The 15,944-nt window shown below is 63.6% G+C and carries 22 protein-coding genes; all 22 read left to right on the top strand.

Translation table 11 applies throughout. The features are described from left to right. Nucleotides 1-28: 28 nt before the first annotated feature. Complete coding sequence (locus WC683_02315) at nucleotides 29-343, top strand: hypothetical protein (GenBank protein MFA4971419.1); 315 nt, start codon at nucleotides 29-31, stop codon at nucleotides 341-343. A gap of 41 nt (nucleotides 344-384) precedes the next feature. After that, a complete protein-coding gene (locus WC683_02320; GenBank protein ID MFA4971420.1) occupies nucleotides 385-1,062 on the top strand; it encodes a hypothetical protein in 678 nt (225 codons plus the stop codon). Between the two features lie 3 nt (nucleotides 1,063-1,065). Further along, on the top strand, nucleotides 1,066-2,244 hold the full coding sequence (locus WC683_02325; protein MFA4971421.1) for a DEAD/DEAH box helicase: 1,179 nt from the start codon (nucleotides 1,066-1,068) through the stop codon (nucleotides 2,242-2,244). Nucleotides 2,245-2,264: 20 nt separating this feature from the next. Further along, nucleotides 2,265-4,136, top strand: coding sequence for a hypothetical protein (locus WC683_02330; protein ID MFA4971422.1), 1,872 nt, complete (start codon nucleotides 2,265-2,267; stop codon nucleotides 4,134-4,136). Nucleotides 4,137-4,145: 9 nt separating this feature from the next. Then, nucleotides 4,146-4,667 carry a hypothetical protein gene (locus tag WC683_02335; protein MFA4971423.1) on the top strand — a complete coding sequence of 174 codons (522 nt, stop codon included), beginning with the start codon at nucleotides 4,146-4,148 and terminating at the stop codon, nucleotides 4,665-4,667. An 8-nt stretch (nucleotides 4,668-4,675) separates the two neighbouring features. Further along, a complete protein-coding gene (locus WC683_02340; protein MFA4971424.1) occupies nucleotides 4,676-5,020 on the top strand; it encodes a hypothetical protein in 345 nt (114 codons plus the stop codon). Beyond that, entirely contained in the window at nucleotides 5,017-5,685 is a 669-nt protein-coding gene (locus tag WC683_02345; protein MFA4971425.1) for a hypothetical protein, read from the top strand. Before WC683_02340 ends, WC683_02345 begins: the two co-directional genes overlap by 4 nt. Beyond that, the gene (locus WC683_02350) at nucleotides 5,682-6,347 is read left to right on the top strand and encodes a hypothetical protein (protein MFA4971426.1); all 666 of its coding nucleotides are present in this window, start codon (nucleotides 5,682-5,684) and stop codon (nucleotides 6,345-6,347) included. Before WC683_02345 ends, WC683_02350 begins: the two co-directional genes overlap by 4 nt. Continuing rightward, nucleotides 6,341-6,487 carry a hypothetical protein gene (locus tag WC683_02355; GenBank protein ID MFA4971427.1) on the top strand — a complete coding sequence of 49 codons (147 nt, stop codon included), beginning with the start codon at nucleotides 6,341-6,343 and terminating at the stop codon, nucleotides 6,485-6,487. Before WC683_02350 ends, WC683_02355 begins: the two co-directional genes overlap by 7 nt. Further along, nucleotides 6,480-9,068 (top strand): hypothetical protein, encoded by a 2,589-nt coding sequence (locus WC683_02360; protein MFA4971428.1) that lies wholly within the window; start codon nucleotides 6,480-6,482, stop codon nucleotides 9,066-9,068. Before WC683_02355 ends, WC683_02360 begins: the two co-directional genes overlap by 8 nt. A gap of 48 nt (nucleotides 9,069-9,116) precedes the next feature. Continuing rightward, nucleotides 9,117-9,743: a hypothetical protein gene (locus tag WC683_02365; GenBank protein ID MFA4971429.1), complete on the top strand. Its 627-nt coding sequence runs from the start codon at nucleotides 9,117-9,119 to the stop codon at nucleotides 9,741-9,743. Between the two features lie 31 nt (nucleotides 9,744-9,774). After that, nucleotides 9,775-10,821, top strand: coding sequence for a hypothetical protein (locus tag WC683_02370; GenBank protein ID MFA4971430.1), 1,047 nt, complete (start codon nucleotides 9,775-9,777; stop codon nucleotides 10,819-10,821). A gap of 25 nt (nucleotides 10,822-10,846) precedes the next feature. Further along, complete coding sequence (locus WC683_02375; GenBank protein MFA4971431.1) at nucleotides 10,847-11,305, top strand: hypothetical protein; 459 nt, start codon at nucleotides 10,847-10,849, stop codon at nucleotides 11,303-11,305. Between the two features lie 3 nt (nucleotides 11,306-11,308). After that, nucleotides 11,309-11,818 (top strand): hypothetical protein, encoded by a 510-nt coding sequence (locus WC683_02380; protein ID MFA4971432.1) that lies wholly within the window; start codon nucleotides 11,309-11,311, stop codon nucleotides 11,816-11,818. Next, on the top strand, nucleotides 11,815-12,186 hold the full coding sequence (locus tag WC683_02385; GenBank protein ID MFA4971433.1) for a hypothetical protein: 372 nt from the start codon (nucleotides 11,815-11,817) through the stop codon (nucleotides 12,184-12,186). Before WC683_02380 ends, WC683_02385 begins: the two co-directional genes overlap by 4 nt. A 2-nt stretch (nucleotides 12,187-12,188) precedes the next feature. Further along, nucleotides 12,189-12,641 (top strand): hypothetical protein, encoded by a 453-nt coding sequence (locus WC683_02390; protein MFA4971434.1) that lies wholly within the window; start codon nucleotides 12,189-12,191, stop codon nucleotides 12,639-12,641. Nucleotides 12,642-12,790: 149 nt separating this feature from the next. Next, nucleotides 12,791-13,330: a hypothetical protein gene (locus WC683_02395; GenBank protein ID MFA4971435.1), complete on the top strand. Its 540-nt coding sequence runs from the start codon at nucleotides 12,791-12,793 to the stop codon at nucleotides 13,328-13,330. 48 nt (nucleotides 13,331-13,378) lie between these two features. Continuing rightward, complete coding sequence (locus tag WC683_02400; GenBank protein MFA4971436.1) at nucleotides 13,379-13,723, top strand: hypothetical protein; 345 nt, start codon at nucleotides 13,379-13,381, stop codon at nucleotides 13,721-13,723. Between the two features lie 4 nt (nucleotides 13,724-13,727). Continuing rightward, nucleotides 13,728-14,600 carry a hypothetical protein gene (locus tag WC683_02405; GenBank protein ID MFA4971437.1) on the top strand — a complete coding sequence of 291 codons (873 nt, stop codon included), beginning with the start codon at nucleotides 13,728-13,730 and terminating at the stop codon, nucleotides 14,598-14,600. 1 nt (nucleotide 14,601) lies between these two features. Continuing rightward, nucleotides 14,602-14,976, top strand: coding sequence for a hypothetical protein (locus tag WC683_02410; GenBank protein ID MFA4971438.1), 375 nt, complete (start codon nucleotides 14,602-14,604; stop codon nucleotides 14,974-14,976). Beyond that, on the top strand, nucleotides 14,973-15,590 hold the full coding sequence (locus tag WC683_02415) for a hypothetical protein (GenBank protein MFA4971439.1): 618 nt from the start codon (nucleotides 14,973-14,975) through the stop codon (nucleotides 15,588-15,590). The genes WC683_02410 and WC683_02415 overlap by 4 nt, the downstream gene beginning before the upstream one ends. Then, nucleotides 15,587-15,943 (top strand): hypothetical protein, encoded by a 357-nt coding sequence (locus WC683_02420; GenBank protein MFA4971440.1) that lies wholly within the window; start codon nucleotides 15,587-15,589, stop codon nucleotides 15,941-15,943. The genes WC683_02415 and WC683_02420 overlap by 4 nt, the downstream gene beginning before the upstream one ends. Nucleotide 15,944 lies beyond the last annotated feature (1 nt).

Consider the following 15,944-nt stretch of genomic DNA (forward strand, 5'->3'; position numbering starts at 1 on the left):
CCCGATTTCAAGATCGTATCATCTCGCAATGAACTCAATCGACCGTGGCGTGCCCTGGAAAGTTGGAGAAGGACAGGCCGTCTATTACGGCTGCATGCCAGCCTATCCGCTGGAGCCCGGTATCGGCCCGTGGCCTTCTGATGGCGATCCCGGCCCGGTCCCGCTTCCGATCAAACCGCTGAGCCCTGATGAGTTTGCCAAGATGATGGCTGCGCTCACGCCCATCCTTGACGAGTTCGCCATCATGCGCGCGCTCGACAAGCTCGACGACGCAGCCAAGCGACGAGTGCAAGCGTGGCTCAACGCCCGTTGCGACATGACCCCGAGTGCGGTGCCACGATAGGCCTTGCAACGTATCGCCGTTTCGCAGTACCCTTCCCAACCATGGCCGACGAAGAACCCGCTACTTCCGTGCGAAGTGTACTCGATGCCCTGCTCACCCATCTCCGGTTGGCGCGTGACAACAGAATACGGACTCACAAAGCGAAGCTCATGGAGGAGTTCGGAACGGCGCGCAAGCTGCTGAAGGACGCGTACAGGGACTACGACCCGCAGGACGTTCCAATCGACATGAACCGGGTGATTCGCGATCTGGAGATCGACCGGGACTCCACGCTCGATGAGGACTGCGAGCAGATCGAGTCTGAGTACCGGGTCGCCATCGCGATCCTGGGCGAGGTCGCGGACAAGCATCCGGACATCTACCAGCGCGCGGTCGAGAAGGCGTCGGCGAGCCCGCGGTCCTGGAGACATCCCGCGCGCCCGGTGCAGGTGAGGCGCACCCCGGTCAACGGGATGCCCCTTTCGATTGTGATGCACCTGACCGCCGTTGAGCAGGCGAAGATCATCCGGGGCCTCATGGAGAACCGCGAGGGGCTGTACCTCCCCAAGCTCTGCGCGCTCACGTCCGACAAGAAGAGCCCGTTCAAGAAGAAGGCCGTGCGGCAGTTCATGGGGTTTTTGCGAGGGTCCGGGCACGTCAAGGTCGTCGGCACCGGGCGAGCCGCGCGCTACGTGGGGGCCGCGTCCCTCAAGCAGTACAAGAAACTGTCGCAGCAGTAGACCATGGCCATCAGCCTGCGGCTCTACCAGAGGGAGGCGGTGCTCGGCACGCGTGTCCAGTGGCGCGCGGGTAGCATCCACACCCTCATCGCCTTGCCAGTTGCAACTGGGAAAACATGGATATTCTGCTTTATGATCCACGCGATTCGCGCGAACGGGCTGCGCTGCCTCGTTCTGGTGAATCGTGACGAACTCGTCGAGCAGACGGTTCAGAAGCTCGCGCGCATCGGGATCCGTCCTGGGATCGTCAAGGCAGACCGCAACGAGTGGTCACGCGACGTTGTGGTGGCTTCCGTGCAGACGCTCTGGAGCAAGCGCAGGCTCTACATCATCCCGCCGAACCGCTTCTCGCTCGTCGTTGTGGATGAGTGTCATTACGCGAACTCCCCCGGCTATCAGCGCGTCCTTCAATACTTCGGCGAGGCCTACCACCTGGGGTGCACGGCGACGCCCTTCCGCGGCGATCACAAATCCCTGGCCGACGCGGGCTGGCAGAGCGTCGCCTACGTCTACCCGTGGCACAAAGCGGTCGAGGACGGCTGGCTGGCCCCGCTGCGCGTCGAGCGGCTCCAGACGACAACGACCCTGGTTGGCGTGTCCTCGAAGTCCGACGCGATGACCGGACAGACGGACTTTACGGCGAGTCGCCTTTCCTCGCGCATCAACACGCCGACTCGGAACGACGCTATCGTGCAGGCATGGATCGATAGGATTTCCCCGCGCCGCACGCTTGGGTTCTGCGCAACGGTCGAGCACACCGTGTCGCTCGCGAACGCCTTTCGTCGCAGGGGTATCGAAGCGCACGCGATCTACGGCGAGATGGGGCCGCGCGAACGCCGCGTGCTCATCGATGGGCACAAGCGGGGCCGCTTCCTCGTGCTGATAAACTGCCAAGTTCTCACGCACGGCTACGACGACCCGGGTATTCAGGCGATCATCATGGCGAAGCCGACGCAGAGCAAGGTGCTCTACATCCAGTGCGTCGGGCGCGGTCTGCGACCCGACCGAGACCACGGCAAGCAGGACTGCGTTCTTCTCGACGTTGTGGACATCTCCGATGAGCACTCGATGGCGATCAACGCAGAGGTGGCGGGGCTGCTCGGGGAGTTCGGCCAAGATCGCGCGATTGCCGATGGCGCGGTTCCGGAGCTGAAGGGGCCGGAAAGTTGTGAGGAAACTTGATCATCATGTAGGATACCGCCATGGGTAACGGCATCTACTCACCTAGGTATTTTGCTCTTCCTGACATCATCGGGCTCGCGACCCACCTGGAGGACGATCCAGCGGTCAGCGGGGACCGCGGCGTTTTCGCCCTGGCGGTGCGAAACGACCTTGCCGCGACAATTCTCACAAGCGCGAACGGCGACTACAGCGGGATTGCCGTAGACGACCGGGGGCGGCTTTTCACGCTCAGTGGTCCGTCCCCGGCGGGGACGTGGCAGACGCTGCGTGTCTTCGCCGCGACCATCGCTGACGTTGCGACGCCTGCGGTGATTCAGGTGCTTGGCCCTGGCGCTGTCAACTTGGCCGGTCTCGTCTACCCCGTGAACGCTCTCATCGGCTTGACCGTCACGATCAACGGGCAGACGTGCACGTTCATCGCGGCTGACGTTGTCAGCCAAGCGGCAATCCTCAACGCGCTCAACGTCGGCATGCCCGACATAACGTGGACGGACCCTGGGAACTTCCTGCTCGCCACGAAGGACACGCCCGGCAACATCGTTCTCAGCGGCACTGCGCTGGTGATCCTCGGGCTCAATCTGCTGCCAGCTACGACGGGTCCGTGGGTGGCGTTCCCGGTCAGCTCTCCGATGATCGAGATCGGATACCCTCCTGGCTTCAGCGTGGCGAACGCTCCGCAGGAAGTCATCCTTCGGGTGTGGCGGCTGAGCGGGGCCACGGGGGGTGTTGCGGACATCTGCGGAGAGATGCGGATGAACGCGACGGACATCAACTCGCAGGAGTCGCGCCGGTTCAGCTTCGACGGGACACACGCCTACGCGACTGTGGAGTTCGTGGGGGGCACAGCTCCGACGATCACTGGCACGCTCGACATCCGTCCGGTGTTCGATGGCGACCAAGCAATCGAGGCCCCGACGTTCCACGCGGTTGGCCCGAGCATTCTCGCCCACGACTTCTGGGACAACGCCCCGACGCAGGCCGTCTACAACTACTCGACCCTCAAGGGTGACGGCACGGCGGTTCGGCTGGCGAACACCACGATCACGTTCACCATCACGCCCGGCCTGACGGCTCCGATTTCGTCGCAGCTTTGCCGGGTGCGCGTGTTCATTGATGCGACCACCAAGCCGCTTGTGTGGGAGCAGGGGCGCAACGCGATCCTGAGCATCGCGGCGGGAGTCATCACGGTCAACGCGCTCGACGGCACTGTCATCACTGTGCCCGTTGCAGCAACGCTCGTGGAGGTGATGTGGAGCGGGCCGGAGAAGGGCGTAGCGTTGGAAGACAGCGCGCACGTATCCGGCGAGTACATCACCAAGGGCGGGCGTGTGCGGCGGGACGTGCCCGTGAACAGCGCGGGATCGGATGGCGAATGGTGCGCGCCGGGCACTGACGCAGACGGATACGACTACACGCGCGACAAGGCGTATGACGCGGCTGGCAACGACAACCGCGTTGCGGAGATCGCGCCTTTGTGGTCGAAAAATGTACTGACTCCCATCAACGTGATTGCGGCGGCGCAGAACATCGCTGTGGCGTGGGCAGACCTCGGCCCTGAGATCGGTTGCCAGGGGTACAAGACGTTCTGTCTCCAGGTGGACGTGGACATCAACACCTGCGTCAACGTGAGGTTCCGTGCACTTGCCCTCACGTCGGCTGGTGGCGCGAAGGAGTTTGCGCTGCCGTGCAAGGTCGTGGATTCGACAGCAGCAGCGTGGCTCGTGAAGGTGCAGCCGCACGTCTACGAGCTTGACCTGGACGTAGACCAGAAGCAACTCCTGGACTGGGTGACGGACAACGCGATATCGACCATTCAGTTTCAGGTTAGTTGTGAGTCCATGCCCGGGGCTGCGGGCCAAGTCCTCACGGCTGAACTCACCTACGGGTACTAGGAGATCGTCATGGCTATCGGTGCGACGGGCTTCCGCTCTGGCATCAACGACACGATCATTCTTTCCGCCAACCTCAAGACGCTGGTGGGGGCGCTCGGCACCATCTACGTGCCTGTGTTCCGCATCACCGGGGTGCTGCGCATCCTGCGGTTGTGGGGCATCGTGAGCACACAGATCGGCGCGAATCACACAGCCGCCAGCTTCCGCTTGAACGACGCGGGAGGTGCCCCCAAGCAGATTTCGTTGTTGGCTGGGCCGGACCTCAGCGGGAAGGTCGCCGGGACGTGCATCAATCGCAAGGGGCTTGTCACCCTGGCACTGGCCGTATGCGACGCTGCGGCGTGCGGCTTCACCGACCCGGTATACGAAGGCAGCACGGCTGACACCGAGTTCATCGTGCAGCAGAAGTTCGGCGTGAACACGGACATCGAGTACGTCTACACCACGACGGACAACCCGACGACCGGGGCCATCCAGTTCTACTGCGAGTACCAGCCCAGGAACGTAGACGGCTCTATTGCGGTTATCTGAGGTGAATCATGGCGAAGACGATTGCAGAGTTGGCCCCGACGCTGGTTGCAGGCGGGCTGAGCGAGACCGAGATCAAGGACGCTGCGCACGCAGAGCCGGTGGTGAAGCCGCCTGCGCAGGATGCGCCCATTCAGCCGAAGCGATACCGGGAGGCGATGGCGCTGCTGCTTGCGGAGCCGGGCATCAGCGATGCGGACGTGGTGAAGCGCGTTGCATCAATGCGGCTCGACGTGGTGGCGAAGCTGCGCGGCGAGGTGGCGGCGGTGAAGGCAGACAAGACAGCCGTCGTCACGCCGGTCGAGGAAGCGAAGCCGCTGGAGCCGGTTGAGGGCGACCCCAAGGTGATCGGATGAGCATCCAGCCCGTACACGTCGCTGGGGATGGACTGGTCTGGTCCTGCGAGTTCTACAACTCGCTGTGCGTCTCGGACCAGGGAGGCGTGGTCATAGCTGGTGCGCCGGTCATCAACAAGGGCGTGACGGCGAGCGGGGACAACACGGACCTGATCCGGTTCAGCGGCAACGCTACGAACCTGCTCATCGGCGCGACGCGGGCGACGTGGCGCGTGAAGTTCCGCACGGGGGCGAACGTCTTCAATGACAACATGCCGCTGACTCGCTACACAGCAGCGGGCAATGGTTCGTTCTGGTTTGGTTCGTATGGGGCAGGCGTTTTGGATGGTCGTCTCGCCAATCCCGCAGGAGCAGATCGTATTCATCGTTACACGGGCATCTTGGCGAACTCGGAGTACGATTTCACCTTCACGTACAGTGGACCTGGGGCACGCTTTCTTGCGTACCTCAACGGTGCTCCGGTCGCGTTTCCTTCTGCTTCTGGAGCCTTCCCCGCGTCATTGAACATCTACAACGGCCCGCTGGAAGTGTTCGGGCTGGCCGGGGTGAAGTACGCGCGCACTGGCTTCAAGCTCTACGCTGCCTACGTGTTCGATTTCGAGATGGACGCTGCCGCAGTTGCGGACTGGTACGCGAAGACCACGAACCGGGAGATCACGCCGTGAGCCGCCCCCTCATCTGGTTGCCGCTGCAAGTAGCGTACGTCGATGCGGGGCTCATGGTCACGCCCAACCTGGGCTCGGCCAGTAGCACGGTTCTCGTTGGTGACGGAACGACGGCTGCGAGGATGCCCGCGTTGGTCAGCCCCAGCGTCAACCTGCGCCACGGGATGACATGCCCGACGAATTTGCGTTATCTGCGCGGGACTATTCCAGCGCTCGGAAGTGACGGCACGCTGGTTTGCCAATGGATATTTCCAGACACGCAGGCCGCAGCATCAGCTTCCATCATGCAGATAGGTACGGGAGTTATCGGTGCCGGGGAGGTGCTTCTCTACGTTGTGTATGGCACCAAAACCCTCTATGGCTTTTGGGGCGGGGTGGCTGGCCCAGTGACAGCAGCGGTCTTCATGGCTGGACTGCACACTCTAATGCTTTCGTCGGCTGCCGGTCTCGCTTCTCTGTACTGGGACGGTCGGTTGGTTGCTGGTCCAGGCGCTATTGCCGCTCCTGTTACGGCTACGGACTGGTGCGCCATGGGAGACCCCGTGGTCGCATACGATACGACGGCTGGCATCATGGCGCACGCTTCCGTCTGGCCCTTCGGCTTCACGGGCCAGCAGGCGAGCATCATGCACCAACGGTTGACGAAAGACCTCTCATGCTAGATCGCCCCAAGCTGGTCTCTGACCTCCCCGACCCGCCCGTGCTCACGGAAGCGGACATCGAGCGCTTGTACGCGCAGGAGCGCGCGTGGACTGAGTGGCTGCGGGAGAAGAAGGAAGCGATGGAGGCGATCCGTGGCTGACACGATGGTCAACGAGTTGCGCGCGGCCTCCCGGCTGCAACTGGAGCTTCGCTACCAGCGTGGGAGTCTGCTCGACCTGAGCCCGTCTCCGCTTGCTGCGCCTGCCCTGGCTGATACGCCCATGTGGATCGAAAGCGAGAAGGGCCGGGGCATTGCAACGCCGATTGCGCGCGGGAGCCTGAACTACGGAGCCGCTGCGAAGCTCGACTTCGGGGCCACCGGAGCGTTCTTCTGCGCCTTCGTTGCGCCGCCTTCCGGTGTGGACCACGCGCTGTTCCGCAAGATGAACTACGGTGCTGGGACGAACGGCTACTGCTTCTTCGTTGGTGCAGGTGGTGGGTTGGTGTTTCAAGTGGGGGATGCGATAGGCAATGTTCTTGCGGTCAACAGATCGCTCACGCCCGAGATGGCTAGGATGCGCGCGAACACATGGTGCGTGCGCTGGACTGGCGGGCAGGTGTGGGCTGATTTCAACGGGGGGAACGTCGTATCTGCGGCTGCCATGGTGAAGACACCGACGCCAGCGGGTCAGAACTTCATCGTGGGGCGTGATGCGGTGGTTGATTTCGCGAACCCGTCGCCGCTGCTGGAGCTTGTGGCGAGCAACACGTTCCTAACGGCAGCGGAGTCGGCGCGGCTCTATTCTGACTGGCTACGCGAGACGTATCCGAAGGATCTGGCGAGGCGTGGCTTCGTCTACAAGTACCCCTCCAAGAACGCGACCGAGTACGCGGCGGCGGGGATCGCGCTGGACACCGACTTCGGATCCGAGATGAACGGCACCACGCGCCGGATCCGTGACCTGACGAACAACTACCCGGGGACGATCACGGGCGTCGTCATCCCGGGGCAGAACGGGGAGGGGCAGAAGACATCTTCTACTAATGATGGTGTAGACTGGGGTGCGTTTACTCCACTAAACAGCGCGGCGTATTTCAGCCTGGAACACTGGCTCGAATTTCCCGCTGGAAACATTGCCGTGGGCTACATTGATTGGAGAATCAGTGGCGCTGACGGTTGTGCCATAGGTAACATCATTGCTGCTGCCAACCCGCAGAAACTTGCATTTCGCGTCATCAACGGAACTGGTGATGCGGCGACGACGACAGCACAGTTGCGCGGAGGAACGCGACAGCATTTGCTGTGCGTGTTCAACGGCCCTGGAGCGACGAATCCGGAAAAGGGTCAGGTCTACATTGACGGCGAGTCGGTGCCACTAACCTTCGCCTCGAACTTCCCGGCCACAACGGCTAATCTGGCAGCGCGCCAGTTGTACACCGGGCAGGGCCTTGGAGTGGCAGGACTTCCAGCAACGCATCACGGCCTACGTTTTTATTCAGGCGTTGCCCTGACCCCCACCCAAGCTCGCGCCGCCTACGTGAACAACTTCGCCAAGAAGCTGCTCCTTCGCGAGACTCTTGAGGACGTGCCCGTGTCCCTGGTGGCGTCCGTGGGAGCGGGCGGCAAGATCGGGCCGTGGGATGTTATCTATGGCACCTGGAAGTGTAGCGAGACCTCGGACGGCAAGAGGTGGCTGGAGTGCGTGACGGCTGGAGATGCTGTCGTGCCTATCCCGGACTGCTCGTTCGGTACGCACACCTTCTACGTGCAGAAGCACCAGTTGCCCTCTGACACACGCATTGTCCTGGGGACATCGCGCTCGCCTGTAGGCACTGCGCTCGCCGGGTCGAATGGGTACTGCACGATCCTCGACGACAACCGGCGCGTGAGAATGAGCCGCTACACTGCGGGCATCATCGACGCAAACCTGTGGGTGACCGCCAACAATTTCTACGCTGTGGACACGACGTACCAGTTCACCGTTGCGCGTCGCGTGTCCGATGGTCGCTTCCAGCAATGGATCAAGGGCGGCGCGTACACGGTTGACACAACCACGGGTGGCCCAGCGGCTGACGCGACGTACACGGGGCTGGCGTGGCTGCACTTCCAAGGTGGAGCAGGCGACAAGCTCTGCCTGTACGACCCTCGCGATCCCACCGTTGCGTTCAGCGTGTACCAGGGCTGCTTGAACCCCACGATGGGCGAATTGCCCTCGTCCGTTTTGCTGAACATGCTGCGCTACAGCGAGCAGTTCGACAACGCGCTGTGGACGAAGGCGAACCTGACCGTCACACCGAACGTGGCTGCGAGCCCGTTCGGTACGCCAAGCGTCGTTGACCTTCTCACCGCAACGGCAGGCGCATCGACAGCCGTCATCGGGCAGTCCGTCACCGCCAACCCCGCTGCGCAGTACACGCAGTCGGTCTACACGAAGGCATCCGTGGGGACGGCCTTCACGCTGCACCTCGCAGACACCGTGACCGGCGAATGCTCAGCGGTCTTCAACCCGGCAACGGGCGCGCTGACCACGCTGACCGCAGGAGTCTACGGCAACGTGTCGGCGGGCTCAGAGGCTCTCCCCGGCGGCTGGTGGCGCTACTGGATCAGCGGCTCGCAACCGGCAGCACAGACCACCCTGCGCTCGTACACGTCGCTGCCGAACAACGCGGACGCGATCTACTACTACGCAGAGCAGCTTGTGCAGGGACCGTGCGCGGGCGCTTACAGGGAGACGCAGTAGGGCGACGGCGCGCGTGACGAAATTCGTAACACGGGGTACTATTCGGCCATGGATGAGTTCACTTACGAAGGCGCTGGGCAGAGGCAATGGTCGGATTCCGAGCTTTTCCCGAGGGCTCCTCTTCAGATCCCGGGCATGGATGCCGGTCCTCCGCAGCAGACCTTCCAGCAGCCCATGCAGCCGCAGATGCAGCAGCAGCCCATGGCTCAGCCTGGGCAGGGCAGTCCGCGCCAGCAGGAGCCGCTGTTCGTGGCTCCGGGGACCAACCCACAGAACGACCCGTTCGCGCCCCCATCCGCTCGCAGCTACGCGCACCCCAGGCTTGCCCCCACGTGGCAGCACGCCTCTGTGGGGGCCGTTGCGGGCACGGACACAGTAGATGCTGTGCACCGCCTGCTGGTCATCGGTCTGGGGGTGGGACTAGGCTACGCCGCCACGGGCAGCTGGAAGGGCGCTGCTTCGGGCGGGCTTCTGGGCATCGGCGTGAACCAGATCGGGCAGTTTGCGCTGACGAAGTCGCTCCCGAGGCTTCTGGCCGGGCTCGGCGGGCTCGGCGGGGGCGGCTACTGGATGTGGAAGCTCAAGGGAGGCCGTCTGCCTGCTGCGATCGCCAACCACACGCCGAAGTGGCTCAAGCCGTGCACAGAAAACTGCGGTGACGGCCCCGAGGAATGATCGTACAATACGCGCCTCCGGAGGTGATCACGTGACAGCAAGGAAGAGTACGGCAGAACTCGGTACCGAGCGGCTACTTCGTCCCGGTTGGAACTTCGAGATCGACTACGACGGCATCGGCGGGAACGTCCCAGTCGTTTTCACATGGCCCACGCCCGCGGTCCCGCTTGCTGTCAACACGCCGGATCTGTCGGTCCTCGACGATGAAGCGAGAAGCGATCCTCCCCCGGACGGGATTTCTCCCGTACTGACGAAGTTCGTGCCGGTCGCATGCGGTTCGACGATGCTTTTCTTCATCCCGATCGTACCTGCCGAGAACCCGGCCCCGGCAGACAAGTGGATGTACGTTTGGAAGATCCTCTTCCGGTGGCGCAGCGCCGCGGACTGGGTGCGCAACAGGCGGAAACGCAAGGCCTACCAGATTGGCAAGACGACGCTTGCCTGCCCCGATACGCGTGTCGATACCGTCTACGGGCGCATCAGCCAAGTCACGGGCGTCCAGCTCCTGGTTGCGGGCAACCGTTACCTCATGCCCGTGACGAGCGAAGCTATCATCTACGGCAAGCCCGAGCAGAACATGATCCCCGCGGTGCCACCTGCGTACCCACCGCAGCTGGACACGATCCTGCCCGACAGCGCATCGGTCCCGGCGAGCGCGAGCATGGTCGGGGCCTCTCCCTTGTACCCGGGCTATTCGCTGATGGCGGCTGGCGACATGCACACGATGGATCATCAGCAGGGCGTGCTCGATCCGAACTTCCCTGGCATCACGCCCGCTCCAGCAAATCCCAACGGCTTCAGGCCGACGCAGGCCACGCACCTGACCAAGTGGATCAAGAGCGCTGGCAACGAGTTCGTGGTCGAGGTCTTCAAGTTCAACTACGTGGACCCGGCTCAGCCGCAGACGTTCACGCCCCGCAACTGGGACTTCAACATCGCCGCTGGCATCCCGCAGCCGGGCTCCGAAGACTACCCGTTCAGCGTCATGTTCGGCATCGGTGGGCAATCGTCCGTGCCCGCGCATACGATCACCCCGTACACAGGCGTGAGGGTTGTATCGGGCCTCGCGCCGTTGTAGTAGTTGGACGATAGGAGAACCGAACATGGCGAAAGAACTCAACCCATCCCAGTACGGCATTTTTGCCGGTTCCGAAGCGCTCGGCGATATGGACGACCCCGCTCCTTCGAGCGATGGGACCGGCTACAAGAAGCGCCGCTACTGCGAGTATTGCTCTGCGGTCAATCAGGTCGAGATGACATGGGCGGAGCTGTACTGCTTGAGCTACGGCCTGCTGCCGCAGCAGGTTGGCCAGAGGATCCACAGGCCCGACATCTTCCCGACCATCTGGCAGTACAACCAGAAGCACCAGTGCTTTCACCCGCGCGCGTTCTGCCAGTGCGGCGACCCTCGCGCGATGCTGCTGTTCGACATGACCCCGACCGAAGCCGAACGGCTCGTGAGCACGGCGGCGCGCAACGGCGTCATGTCGCAGGAGCAGAAGGCCATCATCGGCGGCATCCAGCCGGTCGTCACAGAGCTTTCGGCCAACCGGCGGGGGTAGTTCGTGGTCGAGCGAGCAATCTCCGACGAAGAAGCGTGGGAGGTGCTGGAGCCTCACTGGCGGCTCGTCACCGAACGGTTCGAGAGGAAGGGCTTCGACGTGGACGGCTTCGGTCGGTTGGTGATCGATAGCTCGGCGCACGACTCGTGCAGGCACTTCGCCAAGACGTACACGGACGCGAGCGAGGTCATGCTCGCCCCCGAGATGGTGCACCTGCCCGTGCCGTCGATCCAGGCCATCATGGCTCACGAGCTGGGCCACGTTGTGGATGTGTCCAGGCCTGGGTACTGCTGGTACCGCAAAGGGGCGCTGGTCATCCTGCCCGAGCTTCCATCGAAAGGACTCCGCAAGCTCCTGCGTCAGTGGCAAGAGCGATCGGACGATGAGGTGGAGCGTGTGGCCGATGCGATTGCAGAGGTCGCAATGGGGCAAAAGATCGGCTATGTTGGCTCAAGCTCCTGCCTCGTCGAATGTCTCGGCAAGGGCAAGGCGCGACCAAAGGGGCTTCGATGAACAATAGCAGCGTCGATACGAAAGAGGCGGAGAGCGCGCCCGTTTTTCCGGCGAGCGTTATCGGTGCGATGGCCGATGCGGTGAAGGATGATGAGTCCGAGCCGATGTCGGACGAGGAGTTCTGGGCGAAGCTGACGGAGATGGCCACCCGGCTCGTCAAGCTCTGTGAAATCGAGCGCGACGTGATCAACGCGCACGAGCAGCGTGTCCTGGCTGCGCGAAGGTTTGCCGCAGCGATGAAGCGCGGGGACAAGCAGGACGCGACCGCGCAGCTGATTCGGTGGAGTCAGCTTGCCCCTCGCGTCGAGCATCACACCAGCCGTCTGACCACCGCGGCAGCGGAAGCACTTGCCGAGATCGAGGGTTGAGGATGGACGCCGATCGCATCACGGGGAATCTGTGGGTGGGCAGCGCGCCTCCGCCGAGTACGGGGCTTCGCCAGAAGTTCGACGTGCTCGTGCTGTGCGCGGAGGAGTACCAGCCGAAGTCGTACAACTTCCCGGGCGTGACCGTTGTGCATGCGGGGTTCGACGACACGCAGGAGCTGAGCCGCAAGGACAAGCAGGTTGTGCAGTCCGCGGCGTACCTCGTTCGGCAAGCGCTCGACCGGAACATGCGTGTACTTGTCACCTGTCACGCCGGGCTCAACCGTTCAGCGCTTGTCGCGGGGCTCGCGCTGCGGCTCCCCGGGCGCGGGCGGTCCACGCCTTCCTGTATGAATGGGGACGAGGTCGTGCACTTGCTGAAGTCGCGACGCGACCCCAACGCGCTGATGAACCCCCTCTTCCAGAAGATCGTTCGGCGGGCTCAGGTGTGTCGATAGATTGTTCGATACCCGGCCTTGACGCCGCGCGATCGATGCGTACTATGCGGGTAGCAGCTTGCTCCTGCTTGAGTGGCCCGATCGCCCGCAACGGCGATCGGGCTTCTCGCTATTTGGGGTTCTGAGCGCCATCGCGTAGAATCAGGGGCATGCCGCTCCTCCTGACGAACGACGGGACCGCCTCCCTGGGCACTTTCAAGGGCACCCCGCAAACCGTTGCGCTGATGCGGGACTACGCGCTCGGCCCTGATGGCGAGCAGAACTTCTTCGTGCGGCAGTGCACAGAAGCGATCATCCGGGACGTTTCGCCCAAGGACTACCTCTCCGAGATCCTGGCGCTGTACGGCTGGGCGAAGTCGCCCTTCCTGCGGTACACGAACGACGCGCTGCATGTCGAGCAGGTGAAGTCTCCCTTCCGGGTCCTCACCGAGGTCCAGAAGACCGGCAAGGCCCTGGTGGACTGCGACTGCGTGACCGTGCTGCTCGCGACCATGGGGCTCGTGCTGGGCAGGGAAGTCGAGTTCGTCGTGGCGGGGTTCATGACCCCCGGCGTTTACACCCACGTGTTCCCTAGAATCCGTGAGCCGCGAAGCAAGGAATGGATCATCCTGGACACAGTTGCGGGCACCCGGGACGCTGAGATGGCCAGAAAGATCGTCACTTTCAAGACGTACCCCGTGGATTCCTGAGCGTGTCGAAACTTTGAGGATCTGGGGTTGCAGTATAGAATCTGCGCCATGACCACAGTGTTTATCCCGGCGAAGAAGGCTCCGAGGACGCGGCTTTCCGGTTTCGGCGGCGTTTCGAGCCAGTCAATCTTCATGGCGACAAATAGGCCGAAGCCGATTCCTCGCGGGATGGGCGCGGCTGACGGCGCGGCGCTGGTGTCCGCAGCTCTGCGTCGTCCGCTTCAGGGTCTCGGCGCGCAGATGATCGCGGCCAAGTTCAACCCGATCCAGGCGCAGTTCACGCCCGTGAGCACGTCTACAGACGGCGGCTCCACGACGGCGTGGCTGATCGGCGGGGTGGTCATCATCGCAGCGGTTGGTGGGCTCGTCTACCTGAGCACGAGGAAGAGGTAGCGTCATGAAGGTAGCCCGCTTCGGCCCTACTCCGATTTGCGGCGAGCCGCCCGCTGTGCCGAGTCCGTACGACGTGCAGCCCGGCGGCATGAACATGCAGGCGATGAGGCAAAGTACCATGCAATACGGAAGGCAGCTTCGTGGGCTCGGGGGCGGAGGCCACCATGGGGGCGGCGGTCATCACGGTGGGGGTGGCCACGGTGGCGGCGGAGGTCACCACTGGGGTGGCGGCGGGATGTACTGGGGTGGCTACCCGTACTACGACGGTCCGCGCACGGGCTTCTTCGAGACCGTGGTTGCCGACTGCGGTCCGAACTGCATCTGGGACGGCTACTCATGCCTGTGCCCGGACATGCCTCCGAAGCCGATCAAGCCCGAGGCCCCTGCCGCGGTGAAGGGTCTGCTCGGCCTGGGCGCGGTGCCACGATCGAAGTACCACCACGACTCGTGGTCGGGCGACGATCCCGCGGTGCTCGAAGCCGATGAGCAGGACGACGCGGTCGGCAACGGCATCTTCGACGGCGCGGGCGCGGCCCCTGTGCAGCACGCTGGCAACGGCGTGTTCGAGGCGAGCTACGCGGAGCCGGGCTACCTCTACAGGGAGCGCTTCGGGCAGCCCAGCGAGATCCTGGACGCGACAACGGGCAACCCCATCGTCTACCACCCCAACGCGGGACAGTCCTCGCACGAAGACATCCTGCGCACGTATCGCAGGTGGGACCTGGAGACGCCGCGGCACTACGGTCCCGCGCGCACGCCGCTCCAGGGGCTCGGGCAAGGGGCTTCCGAGACGACAGCTCTTCTGCCGTACGCCGTGGGAGGGATCCTTCTCGGCGTCGCGGCAGGCATCCTCTACACGGTCGTGAAAGGCAAGTGACATGGACGGCCTTGGCTCATACTTCAAGTCCTCGCCTCTCGACGGCGTTGCGATGGGTGCCTACTACGCTTCGCCGGTCCCGGCGATCGTCGCGCCCACCCCGATCCTCACCAAGTCGATCCAGCCCATCTCGTCTCTCGCAGGGACGAGCGGTCTGAGTTCGTTCGGGACAGGATCAATCCTGACCGTGGTGATTGCTGCGGCAGCCGGGTACTTCGTCGGCAAGCAGCTGGGCTACCCGGTCGCAGGCGCAGTCGCAACGGGGCTGCTCGGCTTGCCCGGCATGCTCGGCGTTGCGGTGTACTCCTCCTACAAGAGGAAGGGGCTCGCGGTTGCCAACCGCCGTCGCAGCCGTCGTCGTAGGAGCCGCCGATGAGCAAGAATCTCGCATGCTCGAACTGGTGCCAGTTGAACAGCAAGGGCAGCAGCGACGCGTACCTGCTGTGCCTCAACAAGTGCCCGCAGGAAGGCGTGAAGTGGTCGCCGCCGTCCTCGCTCACGTTCACGGGCAAGACGACTTCCGGGGTCAGCGTGCCCAGCCCGGTGGCCACGGCCTCCAAGACGATCTCGTCTTCGTCGATCACCCGGCTGCTTCCGACGAAGCCCGCGCCCAGCTTGGTCATCGCGGGCAAGGCCTCTTCGGCGACCGCTGAGCAGAGCGCGCCGCTTCCCGACAGCATCTCCCCGTCGCTGGACCCGGGCCCAGGTCCGGGGATGGAGGCTGAGCTTCCGCCGTCCTGGCTTTCGCAAAACAAGCTGCTGGTCGCGGGGATCGCAGCCGCTGCCATCTTCGCGGGCGTGATGGTCGTGAGAAGCCGGAAGCGCGCTGTGGCGAATGGGGTAGCGTGGATCGACCGCCTGATTGCCCAGCTGGATGAGCCCAGCAAGCCGATAACGAAAGCCGAGATGAGGGCTCTCAAAGCCAAGCTCAGGAAGCGATTCAAGCCCGAGACGGGAAAGAGGAAGCGTCAGAAGAGGAGCGGTAGATGAACGCACTTGGAGCAGCCTTTGGCATATACGACCCTGCAAAAGTCGTTCGCGCGGCGAAGAACTTCATGGCCGTCACGGGCGGCGACGTGTCCACGCATGTCGTTGCAGCGCGGGCAGGGCTTCGCGGTCTCGGTGCGGATCCTGCCCCGGCCCCGGCTCCTGCAACGAGCACGGCAGGGGCGGGCACGGTGCTCGCCGTTGTGGGCGGGATCGTGCTGGTGGTGGTCGCGCTACGCGGGGCAGCGGGCTGGTACATCGGCAAGCAGTTCAAGCGCCCGTATCTGGGGATCGCCGCGGGTGCGATCGGCGGCGCTCCTGGTCTCGGAATCCTTTCTCTCTTCCCCGGTAGGTGAT

The sequence above is a fragment of the bacterium genome, from assembly GCA_041648665.1.
Lineage (GTDB): Bacteria > UBA10199 > UBA10199 > 2-02-FULL-44-16 > JAAZCA01 > JAFGMW01.

Excerpts from the sequence above, each read along its gene's own strand:
- WC683_02315 (MFA4971419.1), top strand. The coding sequence starts at position 29 with ATGAACTCAATCGACCGTGGCGTGCCCTGGAAAGTTGGAGAAGGACAG.
- WC683_02320 (MFA4971420.1), top strand. The coding sequence starts at position 385 with ATGGCCGACGAAGAACCCGCTACTTCCGTGCGAAGTGTACTCGATGCC.
- WC683_02325 (MFA4971421.1), top strand. The coding sequence starts at position 1,066 with ATGGCCATCAGCCTGCGGCTCTACCAGAGGGAGGCGGTGCTCGGCACG.
- WC683_02330 (MFA4971422.1), top strand. The coding sequence starts at position 2,265 with ATGGGTAACGGCATCTACTCACCTAGGTATTTTGCTCTTCCTGACATC.
- WC683_02335 (MFA4971423.1), top strand. The coding sequence starts at position 4,146 with ATGGCTATCGGTGCGACGGGCTTCCGCTCTGGCATCAACGACACGATC.
- WC683_02340 (MFA4971424.1), top strand. The coding sequence starts at position 4,676 with ATGGCGAAGACGATTGCAGAGTTGGCCCCGACGCTGGTTGCAGGCGGG.
- WC683_02345 (MFA4971425.1), top strand. The coding sequence starts at position 5,017 with ATGAGCATCCAGCCCGTACACGTCGCTGGGGATGGACTGGTCTGGTCC.
- WC683_02355 (MFA4971427.1), top strand. The coding sequence starts at position 6,341 with ATGCTAGATCGCCCCAAGCTGGTCTCTGACCTCCCCGACCCGCCCGTG.
- WC683_02365 (MFA4971429.1), top strand. The coding sequence starts at position 9,117 with ATGGATGAGTTCACTTACGAAGGCGCTGGGCAGAGGCAATGGTCGGAT.
- WC683_02375 (MFA4971431.1), top strand. The coding sequence starts at position 10,847 with ATGGCGAAAGAACTCAACCCATCCCAGTACGGCATTTTTGCCGGTTCC.
- WC683_02385 (MFA4971433.1), top strand. The coding sequence starts at position 11,815 with ATGAACAATAGCAGCGTCGATACGAAAGAGGCGGAGAGCGCGCCCGTT.
- WC683_02390 (MFA4971434.1), top strand. The coding sequence starts at position 12,189 with ATGGACGCCGATCGCATCACGGGGAATCTGTGGGTGGGCAGCGCGCCT.
- WC683_02395 (MFA4971435.1), top strand. The coding sequence starts at position 12,791 with ATGCCGCTCCTCCTGACGAACGACGGGACCGCCTCCCTGGGCACTTTC.
- WC683_02400 (MFA4971436.1), top strand. The coding sequence starts at position 13,379 with ATGACCACAGTGTTTATCCCGGCGAAGAAGGCTCCGAGGACGCGGCTT.
- WC683_02405 (MFA4971437.1), top strand. The coding sequence starts at position 13,728 with ATGAAGGTAGCCCGCTTCGGCCCTACTCCGATTTGCGGCGAGCCGCCC.
- WC683_02410 (MFA4971438.1), top strand. The coding sequence starts at position 14,602 with ATGGACGGCCTTGGCTCATACTTCAAGTCCTCGCCTCTCGACGGCGTT.
- WC683_02415 (MFA4971439.1), top strand. The coding sequence starts at position 14,973 with ATGAGCAAGAATCTCGCATGCTCGAACTGGTGCCAGTTGAACAGCAAG.
- WC683_02420 (MFA4971440.1), top strand. The coding sequence starts at position 15,587 with ATGAACGCACTTGGAGCAGCCTTTGGCATATACGACCCTGCAAAAGTC.